This is a genomic window from Streptomyces sp. GDS52, from assembly GCF_052246875.1.
Taxonomy (GTDB): Bacteria; Actinomycetota; Actinomycetes; order Streptomycetales; family Streptomycetaceae; genus Streptomyces; species Streptomyces cathayae.
Window position 1 is genome coordinate 166,842 of record NZ_JBQQCR010000002.1, and the last position, 22,096, is coordinate 188,937.

9 protein-coding genes and 1 pseudogene are annotated in these 22,096 nt (G+C 71.5%); 4 read left to right on the forward strand and 6 right to left on the reverse strand.

Going from position 1 to position 22,096, the window contains the following annotated elements:
- Positions 1-775: 775 nt before the first annotated feature.
- A complete protein-coding gene (locus ACTWJ9_RS31405; RefSeq protein ID WP_279331635.1) occupies positions 776-1,180 on the reverse strand; it encodes a type II toxin-antitoxin system PemK/MazF family toxin in 405 nt (134 codons plus the stop codon).
- 208 nt (positions 1,181-1,388) lie between these two features.
- On the opposite strand from ACTWJ9_RS31405, the gene ACTWJ9_RS31410 reads away from it, so the two are divergent.
- Positions 1,389-1,889 (forward strand): IS701 family transposase, encoded by a 501-nt coding sequence (locus tag ACTWJ9_RS31410; RefSeq protein WP_443296129.1) that lies wholly within the window; start codon positions 1,389-1,391, stop codon positions 1,887-1,889.
- A 220-nt stretch (positions 1,890-2,109) separates the two neighbouring features.
- Here ACTWJ9_RS31410 and ACTWJ9_RS31415 read toward each other — a convergent pair whose 3' ends face one another.
- The 3 genes from ACTWJ9_RS31415 to ACTWJ9_RS31425 form a co-directional block, all read right to left on the reverse strand.
- A complete protein-coding gene (locus tag ACTWJ9_RS31415) occupies positions 2,110-2,580 on the reverse strand; it encodes a zf-HC2 domain-containing protein (protein ID WP_443296131.1) in 471 nt (156 codons plus the stop codon).
- Positions 2,581-2,713: 133 nt separating this feature from the next.
- The gene (locus ACTWJ9_RS31420; RefSeq protein ID WP_279331637.1) at positions 2,714-3,409 is read right to left on the reverse strand and encodes a response regulator transcription factor; all 696 of its coding nucleotides are present in this window, start codon (positions 3,407-3,409) and stop codon (positions 2,714-2,716) included.
- Positions 3,406-5,379: a histidine kinase gene (locus ACTWJ9_RS31425; RefSeq protein ID WP_443296049.1), complete on the reverse strand. Its 1,974-nt coding sequence runs from the start codon at positions 5,377-5,379 to the stop codon at positions 3,406-3,408. The genes ACTWJ9_RS31420 and ACTWJ9_RS31425 overlap by 4 nt, the downstream gene beginning before the upstream one ends.
- Positions 5,380-5,679: 300 nt before the next feature.
- Between ACTWJ9_RS31425 and ACTWJ9_RS31430 the strand changes: the two genes are divergently transcribed.
- Both ACTWJ9_RS31430 and ACTWJ9_RS31435 read left to right on the forward strand, forming a co-directional pair.
- Positions 5,680-6,330 (forward strand): hypothetical protein, encoded by a 651-nt coding sequence (locus tag ACTWJ9_RS31430; RefSeq protein WP_387035089.1) that lies wholly within the window; start codon positions 5,680-5,682, stop codon positions 6,328-6,330.
- Between the two features lie 746 nt (positions 6,331-7,076).
- Entirely contained in the window at positions 7,077-15,533 is an 8,457-nt protein-coding gene (locus ACTWJ9_RS31435) for a type I polyketide synthase (protein WP_443296050.1), read from the forward strand.
- A 279-nt stretch (positions 15,534-15,812) separates the two neighbouring features.
- Here the strand turns inward: ACTWJ9_RS31435 and ACTWJ9_RS31440 are convergent.
- Positions 15,813-16,319 (reverse strand): annotated as a pseudogene (locus tag ACTWJ9_RS31440) (IS6 family transposase); the annotation flags it as partial.
- Positions 16,320-16,684: 365 nt separating this feature from the next.
- On the opposite strand from ACTWJ9_RS31440, the gene ACTWJ9_RS31445 reads away from it, so the two are divergent.
- Positions 16,685-19,969: a GH92 family glycosyl hydrolase gene (locus tag ACTWJ9_RS31445; RefSeq protein ID WP_387035085.1), complete on the forward strand. Its 3,285-nt coding sequence runs from the start codon at positions 16,685-16,687 to the stop codon at positions 19,967-19,969.
- 343 nt (positions 19,970-20,312) lie between these two features.
- Here ACTWJ9_RS31445 and ACTWJ9_RS31450 read toward each other — a convergent pair whose 3' ends face one another.
- Complete coding sequence (locus tag ACTWJ9_RS31450; RefSeq protein ID WP_279337774.1) at positions 20,313-22,079, reverse strand: lectin; 1,767 nt, start codon at positions 22,077-22,079, stop codon at positions 20,313-20,315.
- Positions 22,080-22,096 lie beyond the last annotated feature (17 nt).

The window sequence follows — 22,096 nt, forward strand, 5'->3', positions numbered from 1 at the left end:
CCGGGGCGACTTCACGAGCCCGGTGACGACCGCCAGTACCGGCAGGTCGTTGGCCTCGCGGAGTTTGGTGAGACCCCGATAAGCCAGAAGCGTCATGGGGAGGCACACGAACGCCCCCAGCGGGTCTGACCGGGTGGCCAGGACACAGCTCAGGACGGCGCCGGCCAGGCCTACGTCCACCCTGAGGTCGGCTTCTGCTACGAGCCGGCCGCAGTCTCCGTACCTGTCCCTGCTTGCGGTGCACAAACGCGTGCGTAGCTGCGGCAGGTCCTGCAGCAGGTTCTCCACAGCCTCTTTGACGAGCTCCGGAGATGGATGCGGCTCTTTGCGGATGACCCTGTCCTCGCAGTACTTGCTGAGTCTCTTCACCGCCATCTTGGTCAGCTCGCCCGTAGCCCCGAGGCCGGCCAGACCTCCGGCGAGCGACTCCAGCTGTGACCGCACGCCCCGGCCTTCCAAAGGCACGGCAACAAGGAAAGCGGCAAGAAAAACGGTCAGGGCGCCCCGAAGCCAGCGACTGAAGAATCCCGGCGGGGGACCTCCAGAACGCTTCCCCTGAGGTACGCGAGAAAGGCCCCGGCCGCCAGAACGACCGGCTTGCCCAGCCGGTGCGCCGCGTCGTGGAGCGGCTGCAACTGCTGCCCGGCTTCGGACCTGCTCGGGATGCTGTCACCTGATACTCCAGCCGTAGATCGTGATCTTGTTGCTGGAGGGCGGTGGAGAGGGGGCCGCCGTCGGTCGTCGACGAGATCGAGCCGGGCAGCAGAGGCGTCCGCTACTCGAGTCCTCCGAGACGGCGGGCATCTTTGATCTCGCGGAGCCCGGCAGCCGTCATCGGGGTCCACTCCCTCCTCTGCCCAGCGGTATGGAGGGCGGCTCCAACCTCGCTGAGCTTCGCGGAGGACAACACGCCCGCCCGCTCGATCAGGTCGTCCCGGGCGACAGTGGTCAGCCAGGTGCAAGGAGTAAAGCCTGGACGCGGGAACGCGAACCGCAGCACGCCTTCGAAGGGCAGCCCTTCCCGGGCGCCTATCGCCACTTCAACGCCCAGGCCGCTGATGTCGACGCCCGCCGGCGCAACGACCTGCATGACCTGGAACCCGGATGACTCGTCGTCCGACAGCAGCACGACCGGGCGTCGCTCGTCGAAGTCGACCCACCAGACTTCGCCGCGTTGCATGTGTCCTCCTGGTACGAGTCGGCGGGCGGACGCTGCATGCCCGAGCGGGACACCGGATGCGGCCCCGCCTTCGCACGTCGTGACCGAGGGGGTGGTGAAGACGGGTGCGGCCACCGGTGATCATCGGTGTGTGAAGACTGAAGATCATGCGGTAGCCGCGGGTCATAGCGTAGACCCTGTCCGCTGGCAGGAGGCGTTCGAGGTCGTGATGGGCCGGATAGCGGGCCGGTTCGCGCGGGTTGAACCCCGGCGCCGGGTGCGGGACTTGGTGCTGGGGCTGCTGTCGGACCTGCCGCGCAAGAACTGCTGGAGCATCGCCGAGTGGGCCGGGGAAGCGAATCCGGACGGCATGCAGCACCTGCTCGGCCGGGCCAGGCGGGATGCCGACACCGTGCGCGACGACGTGCGTGAGTACGTACCGGAGCACCCGCAGGACAAGAATGCGGTGCTGGTGGTCGATGAGACCGGGGATGTGAAAAAGGGCACGCACACCGTCGGTGTCCAGCGCCAGTACACCGGCACCGCCGGGAGGACCGAGAACTCCCAGGTCGCCGTCTACCTCGTCTACGCGGGCCGCCGCGGACACGCGGCAGTGGACCGTGAGCTGTACATCCCGCGCTCGTGGACGTGCGACCCGGCCCGCCGCCGGGCCGCCGGCCGCTCCGGCCGGGTCACCGGCCGCTCGCAGCGCGTCCTCGGCCACCCGTGAGACAGGGCGACCACCACCGTCGCAGCAGCCCCGACGAGACGGCGGCGCCCGGCGCGGGAGGCCCCGCACCGGGCACACACAGGATCCCCCCTGGACGGGTACACCACCAGGCACCGCCGGCAGCGCCCGCCGCGGTCCGCGGTGAACCCCCTCCCCCGGCCCGCCCGGGCGGCACACCGCAAGTACGCCGCCCGGACGGACCCGCCCACGGCCCGGCCGCTCACCTGACACAGGCAAGCCGGCTCACCCACTGGGACAGCGTGAGCGAAGCGGCCGGAGCCCCTCGGGCCGCACCGTGCCGGCGGCGACGATGCCGCGAACCACGGCCGCAGCCGGCCGCCCCGGACGGGGACGACGCCCGCGCCCGGCCCGGGCCGTCCGCCAGGGCCCTGCGAAGACAGGACAGGTGCGCGGCCACGGCCGCGAGACAGTGATGCTCGTCCCGGCACTCGGCACAGGCCGCCAGATGGGCGCGGACCGCGCTCGTCTCCCCGGGGTCCAGGACGTTGAGGGCGTGTCCTTCCAGCAGGTCACCGATGATGCGGCAATCCCGGGAGGCAGTGAACATGGCAGGTCCCTTCGTGCAGGGGTGGCGATCACCCCGTCCACGGGGCCGGTGTCCGGCCGGCACAACCGGTACACGGCTCCGTTCCATGACCTCACCATCGCCCGGCAACGGCCCCCCGCGCATCGTCCCCGCGCAGCAATTCCCGGCTACCACGACCGCAGTACCCGACAACCCCACCCACCACAGCCCCACCCACGCCAGGGCCACGACGCGCTCCCCGCCAGGGCCACGACGCGCTCCGCGGCCACGCCGGCACTCACCCGGACACCGCAGGACGAACCGCCCCCGTCACCGGGCTGACCACACCGCACTGATAGGCGATGACCACCAGCTGGGCCCGGTCACGGACGGCCAGCTTGGTCATGGCCCGGTTGACATGGGTCTTGGCCGTCAACGGGCTGAGGAACAGACGCTCGGCGATCTCCTCGTTCGACAGTCCCAGCGCGACAAGCCCCAGAACATCGCGCTCCCGCCGCGTCAGGCACTCCAGCCGCTCGTGCACGGCCGCCGTGCACGGTTCCGGCTGCGCCAGAAACCGCCTGATCAGCCCCCGGGTCGCCGCAGGCGACAGCAGCGCGTCCCCTGCGGCCACCGTACGGACGGCCTCGAGCAGCTCCCCGGGCCGGGCACCCTTGCCGAGAAAGCCGCTCGCCCCGGCCCGCAGAGCCTCCGCCACGTACTCGTCGTCCTCGAAGGTGGTCAGGATCAAAACCTTCACCGCCGAGAGATCCCCCGCCTCACCGATCAGCCGCGTGGCGGCCAGCCCGTCCATCTCCGGCATCCGGATGTCCATCAGGATCACATCCGGATGCCGCGCCCTCGCCAGCTCCACCGCCTCCCGGCCGTCGGACGCCTCACCCACCGTCTCCATGTCGTCGGCGGAATCGAACAGCATCCTGAAAGTGCCCCGCAGCAGGGCCTGGTCATCGGCCAGCAGTACCCGGATCGTCATGCCCATCCCTCCCCGGCGTCCCGCCCGACCGGTGCCACGACGGCCGCACCCGGCCGCAGCGGCAGTTCGGCGGTCACGGTGAACCCCCCGCCGGGACGCGCCGCGGCCTCCAGCTTTCCCCCGACGCTGGCCGCACGCTCACGCATCCCGATCAGCCCGTGACCGGTCCCGGAAGGGGGCCTGTCCGGCCGGGCACACCCGTCGTCCTCGACCGTGACCGTCAGCCACTGGGGCCGGTAGTGCAGACAGAGACGGGCGTGATCGGCCCCGGCGTGCTTGCGCACATTCGTCAGGGCCTCCTGCACGATGCGGTACGCGGCCAGATCCACCGCCGGCGCCAGCGGCCCGGCCACACCACGCCGCGTATACCCGACGGACAGGCCCACCCGCCCGAAGGACGCCAGCAGCTCCGGCACCTGCGCCAGACCCGGCATCGGATCCCGCGGCGCCCGGGGATCATCGGACTGCCGCAGCAGACCCACGGTCACCCGGAGTTCCTCCAGCGCGGACCGACTGGTGTCCCGGATGCCCTCCAACGCGGTCACCAACTGCTCCGGCCGCCGCTCCACCAGGTGAACAGCAACACCGGCCTGCGCATTGATCAAGGCGATATGGTGCGCGACCACATCATGCAACTCGCGCGCGATCCGGATCCGCTCGGCCGCCACCCGCTGCCGCGCCTCCTGCTCACGCGTCCGCTCCGCATACTCCGCCCGTTCCTCCACCGCCGCCACATACGCGCGACGCGAACGCACCCCGTCCCCCACCGCGGCAGGCAGCGCCGTCCAGGCCACCATCGCCACGTTGTCCCCGAGCCATGACCGGGAGCCGAACACCACACCCGCCCCCACCAGCAGAGCGGCCGACGCCGACGCCACCACCCACGTCGTCCGCCGGTCGGTCCGGACCGCCACGGTGTAGACGGACACAATGACCGGACTCGTCACCAACGGACTCTCCCGCACCCCGAGCACCTGAAAACCCACCCCGCACACAAGCGCCGCGGCCAGGACACCGAACGGGTGACGACGACGCCACAACAACGCAAAACAACAGACCCCCGCCAGCACCACAGCAGCCGGACGGACCGCCACCCGGTGCTCCTGCGGGATGACGGAGGCCGCCGCCACCGACAGCACGAACAACACCACCGGCCCCAGCACATCCAGCGTCCCGAGCGGAGCACCCGCCCCCCGCCGCCAACCGCTGATCACCACCATGCCACCACCGTAGAACCGACACCCGGACACCGCCGACCCAGCCGACACCGAACACCACCGCGGAGACATCCGATCGGGCGATGACAACGACAGCCCGCACAGACCCACCACCACCCCAGGACCCGGCACAGGACGGCCGAATGCCGATACCCGACGCCAAGGCTCGATCCCGAAGCCCCGGAGCCTGAGCGGGCTCTTTGAAGACGCCGCGATACAGATCCAGGCGAAGCCGGTGGGCAGCGGCCCGCCCACCTCCAGTCGGGAGGTGTGGCTCCCGTCCGCCTGCCGCTGGGCCCGCAGGAACACCGCGCCTTCTGCCGGTGGCTTCTTGTGGAGGCTGTGGGCGAGGTCGAATAGGTGGGCGACGAGCAGGACCTTGACGCCGGAATCGAGAAGGGCGCGGGTGATCTGCCGGGCGATCTCGGCCCCCTCTCGCTCGTTGGTCGCCGCGAAGGACTCGTTGAACAGCACCATCGCCCCGGACATCACGAGGTCCGCGATGCCGCTCATCCGGGACAGCTCCTCGTCCAGCTTGCCGCTCTCCATCTCCGCGTCCTCCTCGCGCCAAAAGTGCGTGAACAGCCACGCACGGACGTCCGCCGCGAAGGAGTAGGCGGATACGAACATGTCCGCCTGCATCATCAGCTGCGCCACTCCGACGCTGCGCAGGAACGTGGATTTGCCGCCCGCATTGGCCCCGGTGATCACCAGCAGTGGCACCCCGTCGGCGTCGACGTCGTTGCCGACCACCCGCTCCTTGCGGCGCAGACTCAGGCGGGGGTCGTAGAGGCTGCGGCAGCTCAGGGCGGGCGCTCCAGCGGGCAGAGCTGTGGGGAAGGGGAAGCAGAGCGGCTCCTGCTCGGCCGCAAGCCGCTGATGGAGGTGCAGGCAGCCCACGTAGAAGCCGAGTTGGGTGCGGTTCCTCTCGAGTGACGGCCGCGATCAAGTGGTGAGGTCGTAGTTCCGCTGGTGAGTGCATCAGGCGGCATGCCGAAAACCATGCGGCGGGGAACCGCGCCGCGTCGGGCCACTGGGCCGGTGAGCAACGCCATGGCTGAGTACGAAGCGGATACCGAACAGTTGAAGCGAAGGATCTACCTCGGCCTGCGTCAGGACAATCTCGACCCACAGCAAGTCGTCGCCCTCGCCTGCGAACTGCTCGACTGGTTCCACCGCACCGACGCCGTCCTGGAGGCCGTCGAACGGAATCCGGCCGAGGTGCCACGGTCGGAGATGACAGCCCTGGCCTGGCGCATCCTGGACGACGTGGGTTTCGAGCCGGGCTTCGACCTCGCCCCCGAGCGTTTGGAGACGTTGCGCGACGCGCTGCGGATCATAGCCCGCGACCTGCCCACGCGTGGGATCGAGGGCGAACAGGAGATCGAGGTCCTGGAGGACTGGTTCCCCGCGGGAGCCGGTGTCCGCCTTGCCGACGGTGAAAGGCTCAACCGGGGCGGCCACATCCTGCCGAGCATGTGCGACGACCCGACCATGGCACTGACCAGTCTGACGACCATGATCCAGGAGAGCCTGCTCGAACAGACCTGGCAGGTCTGGCCGGTGTGCCCCCGACATGACCTCGGCGTCCACGGCTCGAAGCGGGAGCGCGAGGTTGTGTGGTGGTGCGCGGGCGATGACGGACGCATGCTGGCGCCGGTCGGCGAACTCGCCCACGCTCTCGGCCGCCGTCGCCCCAAGTAGGGCTGGCGGTGGGGTGCAGTTCGTTTCGAACGACCGCCGGGATCAGGCAGTGCGTGCGTAGTTCCGCTGGTCGGGTGCGAGGTAGAGGCGTTCGTGTTCGCGGGCGGCGTGGTAGCGCCAGTAGGGGTCGAGGTCTCCGTTGGCAAGGACGGCACGCAGTCGCAGTACGGCTTCCGCTCCGAGCCGCGGACGGCTTCGGTCACCGCGAGTCGCCGTAATCCCGTCGAGTGCCGGCCCGCCGGCAGCGACAGCACAGCGTCGGCGGGGTGGACGTTGCCCACGCCCCGGCCCCGGTGGGCGACTCTGGCGACCCGGACCATACCGAACACGGGCGGCTGCCTCGCGCGCTTCCAACTCCTCGAACAGCGAGCCCATCCGCCATCCCTCCTCCGCTACCACGGTAGAGACGAACGGCCCCGAACACAGCCCCGTTCAGCGCTCTTCCAGCTCAACCCTTCCCTTCAGAGGACCGCACCCCATCTCGAACGCGTTCGCCATACCCAGGTACGCCAGTCGCAGCAGCACGACCGATCATCCTGCCGCGCCCACCGCCGCCGCGCGACAGCGGCGACTCGATCGGCCACGGCCAGCACCCCGAAACCCGCTCCCACCTGTATGGATGAGGTATTCAGCAAGGGCCGGGCCCTCCGCCACGGAATGAGCAGGGTCGCTGTGCCACTGCCGCAGGGGAACCAGGCGAACCGCGCCACCATCTTCCCCAGGAGTCCACGGAAGGGGCGGAACGAGTGGGTACGGACACGGACACCCTCAGGCCACTGCCGGAGTCGCTCCGGGAACATGCCCGGCGCCTCGGGGAGAAGGTCGCCTTCCAGGACCGCCGTACGCGGCGGACCTACCGGGACCTGGAATGCAGGACCGGACGGCTGGCCGGACATGTGGCGGGGCTCGGCCTGGCGCGGGGCGAACGGGTGGCCATCCTGCTCGGCAACCGTGTCGAGGCGGTCGAGAGCCTGCTCGCCGTCACCCGGGCGAGCGGGGTGGGGGTGCCGCTGGATCCCGGGAGCTCAGGGGCGGAGTTGGCCCGTCTGCTGGAGGACTGTGGTGCGCGCGTGCTCATCACCGATGAGGCCCGGCTGACGCATCGGCGGGGACTGCTGTCCCGCTCCGGGCTGATCGTGGTGGTGGCCGAGGGCGGTGAGGAGGACGGGGACACTCCGCTGACCGGCGACTCCGGAGCGTCGGCGCACGGGGCCGGGGCGGCGGGCGGCGTTCTGCGGTACGAGGAGTTGGCGTGTACGGAGCCGGGGACGACCGCCCGGGACGATCTTGGGTTGGACGAGACGGCGTGGCTGCTCTACACCTCCGGGTCCTCCGGCACCCCCAAGGGAGTGCTGTCCACCCAGCGCAACCGCCTCGCGCCGGTCGCGGCGGGCCTCGTCGGTGTTCTCGGTCTGTCGGAACGGGACCGGGTGCTGTGGCCGTTGCCCCTCCACCACGCCATGAGCCAGGTGGTCTGCGCCCTTGGGGTGACCGCGACCGGGGCGAGCGCCATGCTCCCGCCCCGGTTCTCGGTGGCCGAGGTGCTCGGCGAACTGCGCCGTACGGACGCCCCCTACACTCTCCTCGGCGGGGTGCCGACGACGTACTCGGCCCTGCTCGACGCGGTCCGGAGCGAGGGGGGTGACGGGGAGGAGGGCGGCGGGCTCAGGGCGCCCGCGCTGCGGGGCTGCATCAGCGGGGGCGTTTCGGCGGGGTCCGAGTTCCGGAGGTCCTTCGAGGCGATCTGCCGGGCCCCCTACCTGGAGCACTACGGCAGCACCGAGGCGGGTCCGGTCACCATGGCGGCACCGGGCAGCACATCGGCGGCCGGGTCGTGCGGCCGGGTGCTGCCCGGCACCCGGGTCCGGGTCGGCGGTGGCGCGAACGGACAGGACACCGGCGAGGGCGAGTTGTGGGTGAGCGGGCCTGGGGTCATGACCGGCTACCACGGCAGGCCGGAGGCCACCGCCGAGGTGTTGCGCGACGGTTGGTTCCGCACCGGCGACCTGGCCAGGATCGAGGCCTCCGGCGAACTCGTGATCACCGGCCGGGCGAGTGAGCTGATCATCCGAGGCGGGGCGAACATCCACCCCTCGGAGGTGGAAGCGGTGCTGCGGCGGCTGCCCGGGGTGGCGGACGCCGCCGTGGCCGGACGCCCGCACCCCGTCTTCGGCGAGGTGCCGGTCGGCTATCTGGTCCCCGCACCGGGCAGCGGTGTACTGGACAGGGGGGCGGTCCTCGCCGCCTGTCGCGCGGAACTGTCCGCTTTCAAGGTGCCCGCCGAACTGTACGAGGTGGAGGGCATCCCCCGTACCGCCTCTGGAAAGGTGCGGCGGCACGACCTCGCCGACCGGCCCGCACGGACGCTGGGCACAGGGGCGGCCGAGGAGTCGACGGCGGATCTGCTGGCCCTGGTGCGGAACGAGGCTGCCGCCGTGCTCGGTTGCACGGCGGAGGCAGTGGAGTCCAAAACGGCGCTCCGCGATCTCGGCATGGACTCGCTGACGGCGACGGTGCTACGGGAACGGTTGTCGGCGGCGACCGGCCTCCCGCTCTCCGAGGCCGTCGCCTTCGACTTCCCCACGGCCGCCGCACTCGCCGCCCACCTCCGTTCGCGGAGCGCCACCGCACCGTCGGGAGCCGGGATCGCGCACCGAGGCGCGGCTGGGTCGGACGACGATCCTGTGGTGATCGTGGGGATGGCCTGCCGCTATCCCGGGGGCGTGGCCTCCCCCGAGGAGCTGTGGCGGCTGGTGGCCGACGGGAGGGACGCCATCGGTCCGTTCCCCACCGACCGGGGCTGGGACACGGAGGCGCTGTACGACCCGGACCCCGGGCGGTCCGGCCGGACGTATGTGCGTGAGGGCGGCTTCCTGTCCGGTGTGGACCGCTTCGACCCCGGTTTCTTCGGCATCTCCCCTCGCGAGGCTTTGGCCATGGACCCGCAGCACCGGCTGCTGCTCGAAGTGGCGTGGGAGGCCTTCGAGCACGCCGGTCTCGTTCCCCGCACCCTGCGCGGCTCGTCGACCGGGGTGTACGTCGGGCTGATGTACAGCGACTACGCCGGCCGTCTCACCGAGGTACCCGAGCATGTCGAGGGCTACCTCGGCATCGGCAGCGCCGGAAGCGTCGCCTCAGGTCGTATCGCCTACACCTTCGGACTGGAGGGCCCGGCCGTCACGGTGGACACGGCGTGCTCGTCGTCCCTGGTGGCCCTGCACCTGGCGGCCCAGGCGCTGCGCCGGGGTGAGTGTTCCTTCGCGCTGGCCGGCGGGGTCACGGTGATGTCGGGGCCCTCGTCGTTCGTGGAGTTCAGCCGGCAGCGGGCGCTGGCCCCGGACGGCCGCTGCAAGGCGTTCGGTGCGTCCGCCGACGGCACGGGATGGGCCGAGGGCGCCGGCATGCTGTTGCTGAGCCGGTTGTCCGAGGCGCGCCGCGCCGGGCTTCCGGTGCTGGCCGTGGTCCGCGGCTCGGCGGTGAACCAGGACGGGGCGAGCAACGGGCTGACGGCGCCGCACGGCCCGGCTCAGCAGCGGGTGATCCGGCAGGCCCTCGCGGACGCGGGGCTGGGCCCCGGGGACATCGACGCAGTGGAGGCACACGGCACCGGCACCCGGCTGGGCGATGTCATCGAGGCGGAGGCGTTTTCGGCGACGTACGGGCGGGAGGCGCGGGAGCATCCGCTCCGGCTGGGCTCGGTGAAGTCGAACATCGGTCACACCCAGGCCGCCGCCGGGGTGGCGGGCGTGATCAAGACGGTGCAGGCGATGGCCCACGGCGTGCTGCCGCGTACGCTGCACGCCGGCGAACCGACCAGCCGGGTCGACTGGTCGTCGGGGCGGTTGGCGCTGCTGACCCGGGAGGTGGAGTGGCCGAGGACGGACCGCCCCCGCAGAGCGGGGGTGTCCTCCTTCGGCATCAGCGGCACCAACGCCCATGTGGTGCTGGAGGAGGCCCCGGCGGATCGGGATGCCCCGCCGCCGGTTTCCGTGGCGGACTACGAGGCCGGGAGCAGCCGCGTCGATGGCGGGGCGGTGCCGCCGTCCGTGGCTGTTGCGGTGTCGGCGAGGAGCGGGCCGGGGCTGCGGGCCCAGGCGCGGCGGCTGTACGACCAGGTGGCCGCCGACCCGGACGCGGCGCCGGTGGACATCGGGTACTCGCTCGCCACCACCCGCGCGGCCTTCGAGCACCGGGCCGTGGTGGTGGCCCGGGACCGTGCGGAACTGCTCGCCTCCCTGCGGGCGTTGGCGGAGGGAAAAAGCCGGCCCGGGATGCGGACGGGCACGTCCCGTCGCCAGGGCCCGCTGGCCCTGCTCTTCACCGGCCAGGGCAGCCAACGCGTTGGTATGGGGCGTGAATTGTACGAGTCCCGGGAACTCCATCCAAGCTTCGCCCGGTCGTTCGACGAGAGCTGCTCCCTGCTCGACCCGCTGCTGCCGGTGCCTCTGCGGGACGTCGTGTTCGCCGGTTCCGGCACGGAGACGGAAGCGCTCCTGCACACGACCCGGTTCGCGCAGCCGGCGCTCTTCGCCCTGGAGACAGCCCTGTTCCGGCTGCTCGAGACCTGGGGTGTGCGCCCGGATCTGGTGGCCGGGCACTCGGTGGGCGAGGTGACCGCGGCGCATGTCGCCGGGGTGCTGTCCCTCGCGGACGCCTGCACCCTGGTGGCGGCCCGGGGCCGGCTGATGGACGCGCTGCCTGCGGGCGGTGCGATGGCCGCCGTGGCCGCCGACGCGGACGAGGTGGCCGAAGTGGCCGCCCGACTCGCCGGGACGGGACGTGCGGTGGAGGTCGCCGCCGTCAACGGGCCCGCCTCGGTGGTCGTCTCCGGGGACGAGACCGCAGTGCGGAAGACCGTCACGCACTTCCAGGAGCGGGGCCGGTCCACGACGCCACTGCGGGTGAGCCACGCCTTCCACTCCGCGCGGATGGAACCCATGCTGGCCGACTTCGCGGACGTGGTGCGGCGCCTCTTCTTCGCCGCACCGCGGATTCCCCTGGTCAGCGCCGTGTCCGGCCGGGCCGCCACCAAGGAGGAGCTGAGCTCACCGGAGTTCTGGGTGGGCCATGTCCGCCGCCCGGTCCGCTTCGCCGATTCGGTGGCGTATCTCCGGGACCGGGGCGCGGCACACTACGTCGAGCTGGGGCCGGACGGGGTGCTCACCGGCCTGGTCCGCAGCTGCCTCGCCGCGACCGGAGCGGCTCCGGCGGGCCCGGGCGCAAACGGAGCGCCCGTCGGTGAGCGAACCCCGACGCCGCTGGTCCTGCCGACGCTGCGGGGGGCGCGGCCGGAGGCGGACGCCCTGCTCGACGCTGTGGCCGCGCTGCACACCCATGGCGTGCCCGTCGACTGGCGGGCCGTCTTCGCCGGGCGCGGCGGTCGGCGCGTCCCCCTGCCCACGTACGCCTTCCAGCGCCGCCGGTACTGGCTCGACGCCACCCCGCGGCATCGGGCCGCTCCCCCACCGGACGCCCCGGCCCACCCGCTGCTGTCGTCCCGTACCGCGACGGCCGACGACGACGGGCTGTTGCTGAGCGGGCTGCTCTCGGTGCACGACCAGCCCTGGTTGGCCGACCATGTGGTGGCGGGGAAGATATTGCTGCCGGCGGCCGCCTTCGTGGAGATGGCCCTGCACGTCGGTGAGTCGGCAGGCGCGCCCGTCCTGGACGAACTCGCCCTGACCGCGCCGCTGTCGCTGCCTGCGGACGGCACGGTCGAGCTGCAGGTGAAGGTGTCGGGGCCAGACGGTGCGGGACGGCGGACCGTGCTCTTCCACGCCCGGCCGCACACGCCGACGGGTGACCGGCCCTGGCATCGGCATGCCTCCGGGACACTCGTGCCGGAGCGGCAGCCGGCGGACCGCGGAGCGGCCGGGGCAGGGGCCGGGGCCGCGCCCTGGCCGCCGCCGGACGCGGTGCCGCTGTACGCCGGCGATCCGGGTGCCGACCCGTACGAGCGGCTGGCCGAAAGCGGGCTGAGCTACGGCCCCGCCTTCCGGGGCCTGCACGCCGCCTGGCGGCTCGGGGAGGAGCTGTATGCCGAGGTCACGCTGCCCGAGGCCGCCGGGGCCCCACTCCCGGACGCGGGTGGCCCGGGATTCGTTCTGCATCCGGCGCTGTGGGACGCGGCGCTGCACGTCCTGGCGCTCGACGGGCGCACGGCGGACCGTGCCGGGACGGACAGGACGGATGGTGGTGGGGTTTTCCTGCCGTTCGCCTTCGGCGGGGTGCGCCTGCACACGGCCGGCGCGCGGCGGTTGCGGGTGCGGGTCACTCCCGGTCCGGACGGGCGGGCCGGGGTGGAGTTGACCGACGCGGCGGGCGCGCCGGTGGCCGCGGTGCGTTCGCTGATGCTCCGGCCCCTTCCGCGTACCGGATCGGGAACGGTGGATCCGGTCCCTGGGGTTCTCCACCGGATGGACTGGGTGCCTCTGCCCGAGCCGCCCGTACCTTCGGTGGTGCCCCCGTGGGGCGTCCTGGGCACGGCGGGCACCCGGCCGGTGGATGTGCTCGCGCCCCGGGGTTCCGGCGTTCCGGTGCACGCCGACCTGGCGGCGGACGGCGCATCACCGGCCGTCCTCGTCGCACCGTGCCCACCACCACCGGACACGGCCGACGGTGCACAGGACCCGGCGGCGCAGATACGGTGGGCGGCGGGCTGGGCACTGAAGCTGGTACGGGAGTGGCTCGCCGAACCTCGTCCGGCGGACTCCTGTCTCGTTCTTGTCACCTCCGGCGCCGTCACCCCGGACGATGGTGCCGGTTCCGGGGATTCCGGCGCATCCGGTGGATGCGCTTCCGCACCGGCCCACGCATCGGTGTGGGGGCTGGTCCGCTCGGCCCTGCGGGAGAATCCGGGCCGGTTCGCCCTGGTCGACATGGACGATCACCCCGACTCCGTGCGTCTCCTCCCCGTCCTGCTGGCCGCCGTGGCGCCGGAGACAGCCGTACGACGGGGAACAGCGTACGTACCGAAGCTGGTCCGGGTGGCCGGGGCGACGGGGGAACGGCAGTCCCGGCGGCGGCTCGATCCGGGGGGCACCGTCCTGGTCACCGGCGGTACCGGTTCCCTGGGCATGCTGGTGGCACGGCACCTGGTCGCCGCTCATGGCGTCCGACGTCTGCTGCTTGCCGGCCGACGCGGACCGGACGTACCAGGGGTGGACGAACTCGTCGCGGAACTGGGCGAGTCGGGCGCCGAGGTGACCGTCCGGGCGTGCGACGTCGCGGACCGGACGGCGCTCGCCGCCCTGCTCGGCTCGGTGCCGGCGGACCGTCCGCTGACCGGTGTGGTGCACACCGCGGGGGTGCTGGACGACGGCACCCTCCCGGCGCTCACCGCCGACCGTCTGGAGCGGGTACTGCGGCCCAAGGCGGACGCCGCTCTCGCCCTGCACGAGCTGACCCGGGGACGCGACTTGGCGATGTTCGCGCTGTTCTCTTCGGTGGCGGGTACCTTCGGCTCCGCCGGTCAGGCCAACTACGCGGCCGCCAACTGCGTGCTGGACGCCCTGGCACGGCACCGCAGACGGCTCGGTCTGCCCGGTACGTCGATCGTCTGGGGTCCCTGGCGGCAGAGCGAGGGCATGATGGCGCACCTCACCGACACGGACCTGCGGCGGATGACCCGCTCGGGATTCGGCCCGCTCGAGGCGGACGAGGGCCTGGCCCTCTTCGACGCCGCCGTGGCCGGTGACGACCCGGTGGTGGTGGCGGCCCGCCTCGCCCCGGCCGTCCTGAGCGGCGGCGGTCCAGCGGCGCGGTCCCGGCCGCCCGTCCCCGATGCGGCGGGAACGGGCGGCGGGGGCGGGGCCCTGTTCGGCCGACGGCTGGCGGCCGCTTCCCCGGGCGAGCGGGGCGAGTTGCTGCTCACGGAGGTGCGGGCCCTGGCGGCCTCGGCACTGGGTCACCCGGAGGGGGCGGCCGCGATCGACGGGGACGACCTGCTGGCAGACCTGGGGCTCGACTCCCTGGCCGCGGTGGACCTGCGCAACTTGCTCGCGACGTCGACGGGGCTGACGCTGCCGCCCACGCTGCTGTTCGACTTCCCGACCCCGCGCACGGTTGCCGCCGAACTGGCGGAACGGTACGCCCAGGAGGCGACTCCTCCCGGCGTCACCGGTGCCCCCGGCAGCCCCGGCGTCCTCGCACGGCCGGATGCCATCGGCCGCCCGGGCGGCCCCGACCGAACGGCGGACAACGGTGTTCCCGGCGGTCCGGGAACGGCCGGGCCACCGCAAGTTCCGGCGCGGGCCGGGGACGCACCGGACGCCGGAGGGGCTTCGGATTCCCTGGGTGCGCTCTTCCGCGCCGCTTGCGACCGGGAGCGGACCTGGGACGGCATGGCGCTGCTCACCATCGCCGCACGCCTCCGCCCGGCCTTCGACAGCGCGGGGGCGCCCGGTGCGGCACTCGATCCTGTGACGCTCGCACCGGGCGGCGCGGGGCCCCGGCTGATCTGCTTCCCCGCCCTCAGTGCGCTCTCGGGACCCCAGGAATACGCGCGCTTCGGCGCCGGGCTGCGGAGTCTGCGGCCGGTCTCGGCGGTGCGGCACCCGGGGTTCGGGCCCGGGGAGGCGCTGCCGGCCACGTTGGACGCCCTCGTCACCGCCCAGGCCGTGGCCGTCCGCGCGGCCGCGGGTGACGGTCCGTTGGTCCTGTTGGGCCGCTCGGCCGGTGGCTGGGTGGCCCAGACCGTGGCCGAGCGGCTGGAGGCCGAAGGCTTTGCCCCGCTCGCCGTAGTTCTGGTGGACACCTACCCCAGCAGTGACGACGACCATGGGCAGGCGCTCTCCGCGATGACGTCGGACATGCTGCACCGGGCGGCGGAGTTCCTCCCGACCGCCCCGGACCGGCTCACCGCCATGGCCGGGTACTTCGAGCTTTTCGCCGGCTGGAAGCCTTTGCGGCTCGCCTCCCCCACCCTCTTCGTACGGGCCCGGGACCCGCTGCCCGGCGCGGAGCCCGCCCCGGTATGGGATCTTCCGCACACCGAAGTCACCGTGCCCGGAGACCACTTCACCATGCTGGAAGAGCATGCCCGTACCACCGCGCTCGCAGTCCACCACTGGCTGGCCGATCCGGACCGACGAACCCCTGATGCCCTGCACCGGTCGCAGGTGTCGCGGGACGCGCCAGCAGGCCCTCTGGAGACACTGGCGTCACAGGCTGGACTGCATGATCGAGGAATACGGGACACATGAACATGCGGCCTCACCGGTCCCGAGGCCGGAAGCAGGAGGCAGAGATCAACCCGCATGTGCGGGTGTGGGACTCGTAAAGGCGTTGTCACCTTGGCGAGGGTGTGAGCGGCCGACGGCGTGCCGGGGCGTGTTGTGGCCTGGCTGGTGTGTTGGGTCAGGCCGCCGCGGCCAGGCCGGTGCTGCTGGTGACCTGGTCCCAGATGGTGAAGCGGATGATCATCTCGAGGCGGTGTTCGCCGGCGGTCATCAGGTGGCGGCGGGGTCGGAAGTGGGGGGGGAGATGCCGCTGAAGGCGGCGAGGAACCGCTGAGCCCCGCCTGCGGAATGGAAGCCTTTCATGGCGCGCTCGCGCTGCCGCGTGGGCTGGTGACTGTTCTCGGCCCGGTTGTTCAGGCCCTTATGGGAGCGGTGCTCCACGGAGGGCATGACCTCGCGCCGGGCGGCGGCCTTGTCCCGGCGGCTCTGCCCGAGGACGTCCAGAACGGTGCCGCCGGCGTCGACGGCCCGTCACAGGTACTTCAGCTCCCCGTTGATCTTTACGAACACCTCGTCCAGATGCCACTTGTCCCCGGGCCGGGGCCGGAGGCGGCGCAGTCCGTTCTCGTATGCCTGCCCGAACGTGGCGCACCACCGCCGGACCGTCTCATAGGAGACGAGCACGCCGCGCTGGAGCATCAGCTCCTCCACCTCACGGAACGACAGCGGGAAGCGGAAGTACAACCACACACAGTGGGAGATCACCTCGACCGGGTACCGGTGCCCCTGGTACGACGGCACTCTGTCCATGGACGACCCCCCAACCTGATCAACGAGAAGATCGTCCCACCCGTCGGCCAACGTGACAGTGCCTCCCGGATCATTGCGATCCGCACCATCACCGCCGGTCGGCAGGACCGCGAGCCCGGTGCCGCGCCCGCCGGTGATCGGTTGGTGATCGGATCCTGCTCCGAGTCGGGCCGAAGTGCCGGTAACCAGTCGGCGTCAAAGTTATTGACAACGATGTCAGACGCGTGATCTAGTCCGCTTCCATCCAGCCAGGATTCCGAGTACTGCACGTGCGACCGATCGGATGTGCCCACTCCGCCCGTCCCTTGGAGATCATCTCTCATGTCGCGCAGCGCATGAGGGATGAGGAACCGGAGACCGTTTCCATGCGCAGACCCCTCCGCCGATTGCGTCACCGCGCATCGACAGTCCTTGCCGCACTGCTCGTTGCCGGCGGCGCCCTGGGCCCGGCGCCGGCCATCGCCCAGGCCCCTGCCGCCGCTCCTCAACTCACTTCCCTGGTCAACCCCTTCATCGGCACACAGAACTTCGGCAACACTTTCCCCGGCGCGAGTGCCCCCTTCGGCATGGTCCAGGTCAGCCCGGACACCGGTGGCCAGGGAGGGTACGACTACCAGCAGGACAAGATCCACGGATTCAGCCAGACCCACCTCTCGGGTGTCGGCTGCTCCGTCATGGGCGAGTTACCGCTCATGCCGACGACCGGAGCGGTCGACAGCGTCGACCCCGACGCCTACCGCTCGGCCTATTCTCACGACGACGAGGACGCCGAACCCGGCTACTACCGCGTCGGGTTGAAGACGTACGGCATCGACGCCGAGCTGACCGCCACGCCCCGTACGGGATGGCAGCGCTACACCTTCCCCTCGACCGACCGCGCCAATGTCCTGTTCAACACGGGTAAGGCCAACCAACGGGTGTACAGCTCGGGGGTGCGTGTCGTCGGCGACCGGACGGTCGAGGGGCGTGTCGAGGCGGGCAACTTCTGCGCGGGCAAGGACCGGCACACCGTCTACTTCACAGCGACCTTCGACAGGCCGTTCGCCTCGCACGGCACCTGGCGGGGCTCCACCCGCGCCCCCGGTGAGCGAAACGCGGCCGGCGAGGGCGGGAACGGTGCCTGGGTGACCTTCGACGCCGGCGCCGACCGTGACGTCGTCGTCAAGGTGGGGCTCTCCTACACGGGCATCGAAGGCGCCCGGAAGAACCTGAAGGCGGAGACGGACGACTCGTACGACTTCGACGCCACCCGCGCGGCGCTGCATGCTACCTGGGAGCGGCAGCTCGCCGCCGTGAAGATCGACGGCGGGTCCACCGAGCGGCGACGCGCGTTCTACACGGCCCTCTACCACGCGCAACTGCACCCGAACCTCGCCGGGGACGTCGACGGCCGGTACGCGGGTTTCGACGGGAAGTCCCATGCCGCGTCCGGGTTCACGCCCTACCAGAACCTTTCGCTGTGGGACACCCACCGGCCGCAGAACCAACTGCTCCAGATGCTGCAGCCGAAGGTCGCCCGCGATGTCGCGCTGTCGGTCGTCGCGATCGGACGGGACGGCGGCTGGCTGCCGCGCTGGTCGCTCGCCAACAGCGAGACCAACATCATGACGGGCGACCCGGTGACTCCGTTCCTCGTCGAGGCGTGGTCCAAGGGGCTGCTCGCGGGCTACGAGAAGGAGGCGTACGCGCTTCTCAGAAAGAACGCCCTCAGTGCACCGCCGGACGATTCCCCCTACAACGGCCGTGCGGGCATCGCCGCTTACCAGCAGCGTGGCTACATCCCCAGCGGGCTGGAACCGGGGAAGGACTGTCCGGACAAGGGCGGCGACAACGACTGCCGTCATCCTGCTTCGGCGACCCTGGAGTACGCGGCGGCGGACGCGTCGCTGGCCCTGATGGCCGGGGAGCTGGGGCACACGGCGGACGCCCGCACGTTCGCGGCACGCGGCCAGTGGTACCGGAACCTGTGGGATTCCTCCATCAAGCAGTTCCGGCCGCGCACGACCGACGGCACCTGGCTGACGCCGTACGATCCCGTGGAGGCGGGCCATCAGTTCCATGAGGGCGGCGCCTACCAGTACCAGTGGCTGGTGCCCCAGGACCCGGCCGGGCTCGTGTCCCTGATGGGCGGCAAGCGGGAGGCCGAGAAGCGGCTCGACGCCTTCTTCGTGTACGACAGACTCCTCGAGGACCCTGCCAAAACCGCTCGCGAGGATTGGATCTCGGCACCGTACGACTACTACGGAAAGCCGACCTACAACCCGAACAACGAGCCCGATCTGCACTCCCCGTACATGTACTTGTGGGCCGGCGCACCTGCCAAGACGGCCACCGTCGTCCGCGCCGCGATGACGCTGTTCACGGACGGGCCCGACGGCATGACCGGCAATGACGACCTGGGCACCATGTCGGCCTGGTACGTCTTCTCCTCCCTCGGCCTGTATCCGACGACGAACGGTGGCGACTTCCTCGCCGTCTCCAGCCCCCAGTTCCCGTCGGCGGTCATCCGTATCGGCGACTACAGGGGCCAGCAGGGCGGCACCCTGACCGTCAAGGCACCGGGCACGAGCGACTCCCAACGCTATGTGAAGCGGGCGAAGTTCGGTGGGAAGAACCTGCGCGCCACCTGGCTGGACTGGGACGCGGTCGCCAGGGGCGGTGACCTCGTCTTCGAGATGTCCGGCAAGCCGTCGGTCTGGGGTACGGGCAAGGGGGCGGAGCCGCCGTCCGTGAACCGCGCGGCAGCCGATTCCCGCCGACGCCTCGACGCGTCGCTCCGTACCGGATCCGATGTCCTGCCGACGGCCGACAGCGCCCAGCACGTCCGTCTGGGACTGGACGTGCTGGGCCAGTCCCCCGGCACGCTACGGGTGGGCGTCGGCGCGAAGGTTCCCCGGGGCTGGACCGTGAAGACCACCAGGCCCTTCTCGCTCGTGTCCCGGCGGCTGCCGGTCCAGCGGACCGCGGCGGTGGACGTGACCCTCCCGGCCAAAACCGCGCCGGGTTCGTACACCGTGCGGATCACGGCGGCCGCGAACGGTGTGGAGAGCGTGGAACGCGTCGCGACCATCGAGGTGCGCGCCGCGGCACGCTGCGCGGCGGACGTCGGTGAGGAGTGTGCCCTGGACCTCGGCAAGGAGGTGAACCACGACGGTACCGCAACCGTCGCGGCTTCCGGCGAGGGCGACTTCGACGGATCGGGGTGGAGCTACGACGGCGATCTGCTGCCCGCAGCAGGGCCGGTCGTCTGGGACGGCGTGACCTACCACGCTCCCGATCCGTCCGGGACTGCCTCGAACTTCGTCGAGGCCCGCGGTCAGGCCCTGCTGCTCCCGGCCGGGTCGTACAGTTCGCTGCGCCTGGTCACCACGGCCCACCACGGCCCGGTGACGACCCTGCTCACAGTCCGCTACACCGACGGCACCACCGTCGAGGTGCCGGTCATCGTGGGCGACTGGGCGGGAGCGGCACCGCAGGGCAACTCCGTGGCGCTGGAGATGCCGCACCGGATCAAGCGCGGGCAGGGTGTGGACGGCCCGCCGGTGCGTCTGTTCGGTTCCTCCGCGGTGCTCGACGCCTCGAAGACCGTGCGTTCCCTCGGCCTGCAGAACGATCCTCGGGTACAGGTCTACGCGATCACTCTCAGTTGAATCGCTCTCCCTCGTGAACGAGGCGGAGTGCTGCCTGCCTCGTGGTGCCCGGGCCACGCTCAAGGGGCGCTACGGCGGCGTCCGGAAGGTTTCCGAACGGAATCGACACCGGCGACACCGACGGCACCGGCGTCTTCCTCGGCCTGGACCTCGGTAAGGGCGAACACCGCCTTGAAGTTCCCTCACGATCATGGACAGCGCGTGTTCACGTTGCGTGGCCGACAGGCCCGGCGCACCGCCGAGAAGGGCGGTGCGCCGGGCCTGTCGGGCTCAGCCGTGGGCTCCGTGCCGCCCGGTGGGCATCAGCGGTCCGACGCCGACACACCACCGGAGGAGCCCCGCGTCAGGGGAGGGTCCATTTCTGGTTGGGTCCGGTGTGGCAGGTCCACAGATGGACCGGCGTCCCGTCGTTCCACGTACCGCCCGAAGCGTCCAGACACTTGCCCGACTGCGGATTGCGGACCGTCCCGTCCGGCTGGGCCGCCCACTTCTGCGCACCCGTGCCGTTGCACGTCCACAACTGGACCCGGCTGCCGTCCGCACTCCCCCCACCGGAGACGTCCAGACACTTGCCGAGCGCCCGCAGCGTGCCGTCATCGGCGACCGTCCACCGCTGCGCGGCCGACGTGTTGCACGTCCAGACCTGCACACCCGTACCGTCCGCCGTGCCCGCGTTGTCCACATCCAGACACTTGCCGTTCACCCCCCTCACCTCACCCGTACGGGGATCGGACGGTGATCCGGACTGTTTGATCCGGATGTTGCGGAAGGACGCCTCGTCGCCGTCGCCGTGGTTCTGGAGTCCGATGTGGCCCTGCTTCAGGCTGCGCGCCGGGTCCGTGTTGGTGAAGTCGTTGATCTTCCGGCCGTTGAGGAAGATCTCGAGCCGCTCTCCGGTGACGCGGATCTCGTACGTGTTCCACTCCCCCGGCGGGTTCAGCGCGACGTCGCGTGCGGCCAGGTCGGCGGAGCGGAATCCGTACACCGCTCCCGTGGTGCGGTCGGCCGCGTCGGTGGCGTCGATCTGGATCTCGTAGCCGTTGTCCACCGCCGACCACGGGTCGTCGGACGCCGGGAAGCCCACGAAGACACCGGAGTTGTCGTCACCGCTCAGTTTCCAGTCCAGCTTCAGCGAGTAGTCGCCGGTGAACTCCTTCGCGTTGTACCAGAGCAGGCCCAGTCCGCCGTGCGAGGTGAGGGTGCCGTCGGCCAGGGTGAAGCCGCCGGGGCCCGCCTGCTTCCAGCCGGTCGTGGAGGTGCCGTCGAACAGGGGCGTGTAGCCGGTCTCCGGGCGGCAGTCGGCCTGGGTGGTGCCGGCGGCCCAGCGGATCCCTCCGAGCAGATGCCTGCGGAAGGCGGGGTCGGCGTAGGACTCCTCGGTGTGGCCGCCGCCGGTGTAGAAGGCGCGGCCACCGGCGTAGTCCTTGCACCAGGCGATCGGGTGGTCGCCGGACATGGTGCCGCCGGAGTAGCTGGACTCGTCCAGCGATGCCAGGACGTGGGCGGTGGTGCGGGGGTTGGTGCGGTAGTTGTACCACTCGTCGGTGCGCTGCCAGGTGCGGCCCAGGTGCGCGGTGGCGTCGTGCGCCCGGTCCTCGACCTTGACGGTCGCGGGCTGGATGGCGGGGTGGGACTGGAAGAGGGCGCCGGCCAGTCCCTCGTAGAAGGGCCAGTCGTACTCGGTGTCGGCGGCGGCGTGGATACCGACGTAGCCGCCGCCCGCGCCCAAGTACTGCTCGAAGGCGGTCTGTTGGGTGGGACCGAGGACGTCGCCCGTGGTCGACAGGAAGACCACGGTCCGGTACCGGGCCAGGTGGGCGGTGGTGAAGGCCGTCGGGTCCTCGGTGGCGGTGACGGTGAAGTTGTTCGCCGCCCCGAGGTCGCGCAGGGCCGCGATGCCCTCGTCGATCGAGGAGTGGCGGAAGCCCGCCGTACGGGAGAAGACGAGGATCTCGTACGCCGGGTCGGCCGTGGTGGTGACCGTACGGTCCGGGGCGTGCGCGGCGTGGTCGAAGGCGGGTGCGGCAGCGGAGGGGGCCGCGGCCTGGGGGGTCAGGCAGAGCAGGGCGCCGGCACACAGGCTGAGCGCCGTCTTGAGCGGGGTACGCATGGTGGGTCGCCTCCTTT

Bases quoted from the DNA above. Each gene is read 5' to 3' on its own strand.
- ACTWJ9_RS31405 (WP_279331635.1), bottom strand. From the start codon at position 1,180: ATGCAACGCGGCGAAGTCTGGTGGGTCGACTTCGACGAGCGACGCCCG.
- ACTWJ9_RS31410 (WP_443296129.1), top strand. From the start codon at position 1,389: ATGGGCCGGATAGCGGGCCGGTTCGCGCGGGTTGAACCCCGGCGCCGG.
- ACTWJ9_RS31415 (WP_443296131.1), bottom strand. From the start codon at position 2,580: ATGCGCGGGGGGCCGTTGCCGGGCGATGGTGAGGTCATGGAACGGAGC.
- ACTWJ9_RS31420 (WP_279331637.1), bottom strand. From the start codon at position 3,409: ATGACGATCCGGGTACTGCTGGCCGATGACCAGGCCCTGCTGCGGGGC.
- ACTWJ9_RS31430 (WP_387035089.1), top strand. From the start codon at position 5,680: ATGGCTGAGTACGAAGCGGATACCGAACAGTTGAAGCGAAGGATCTAC.
- ACTWJ9_RS31445 (WP_387035085.1), top strand. From the start codon at position 16,685: ATGCGCAGACCCCTCCGCCGATTGCGTCACCGCGCATCGACAGTCCTT.
- ACTWJ9_RS31450 (WP_279337774.1), bottom strand. From the start codon at position 22,079: ATGCGTACCCCGCTCAAGACGGCGCTCAGCCTGTGTGCCGGCGCCCTG.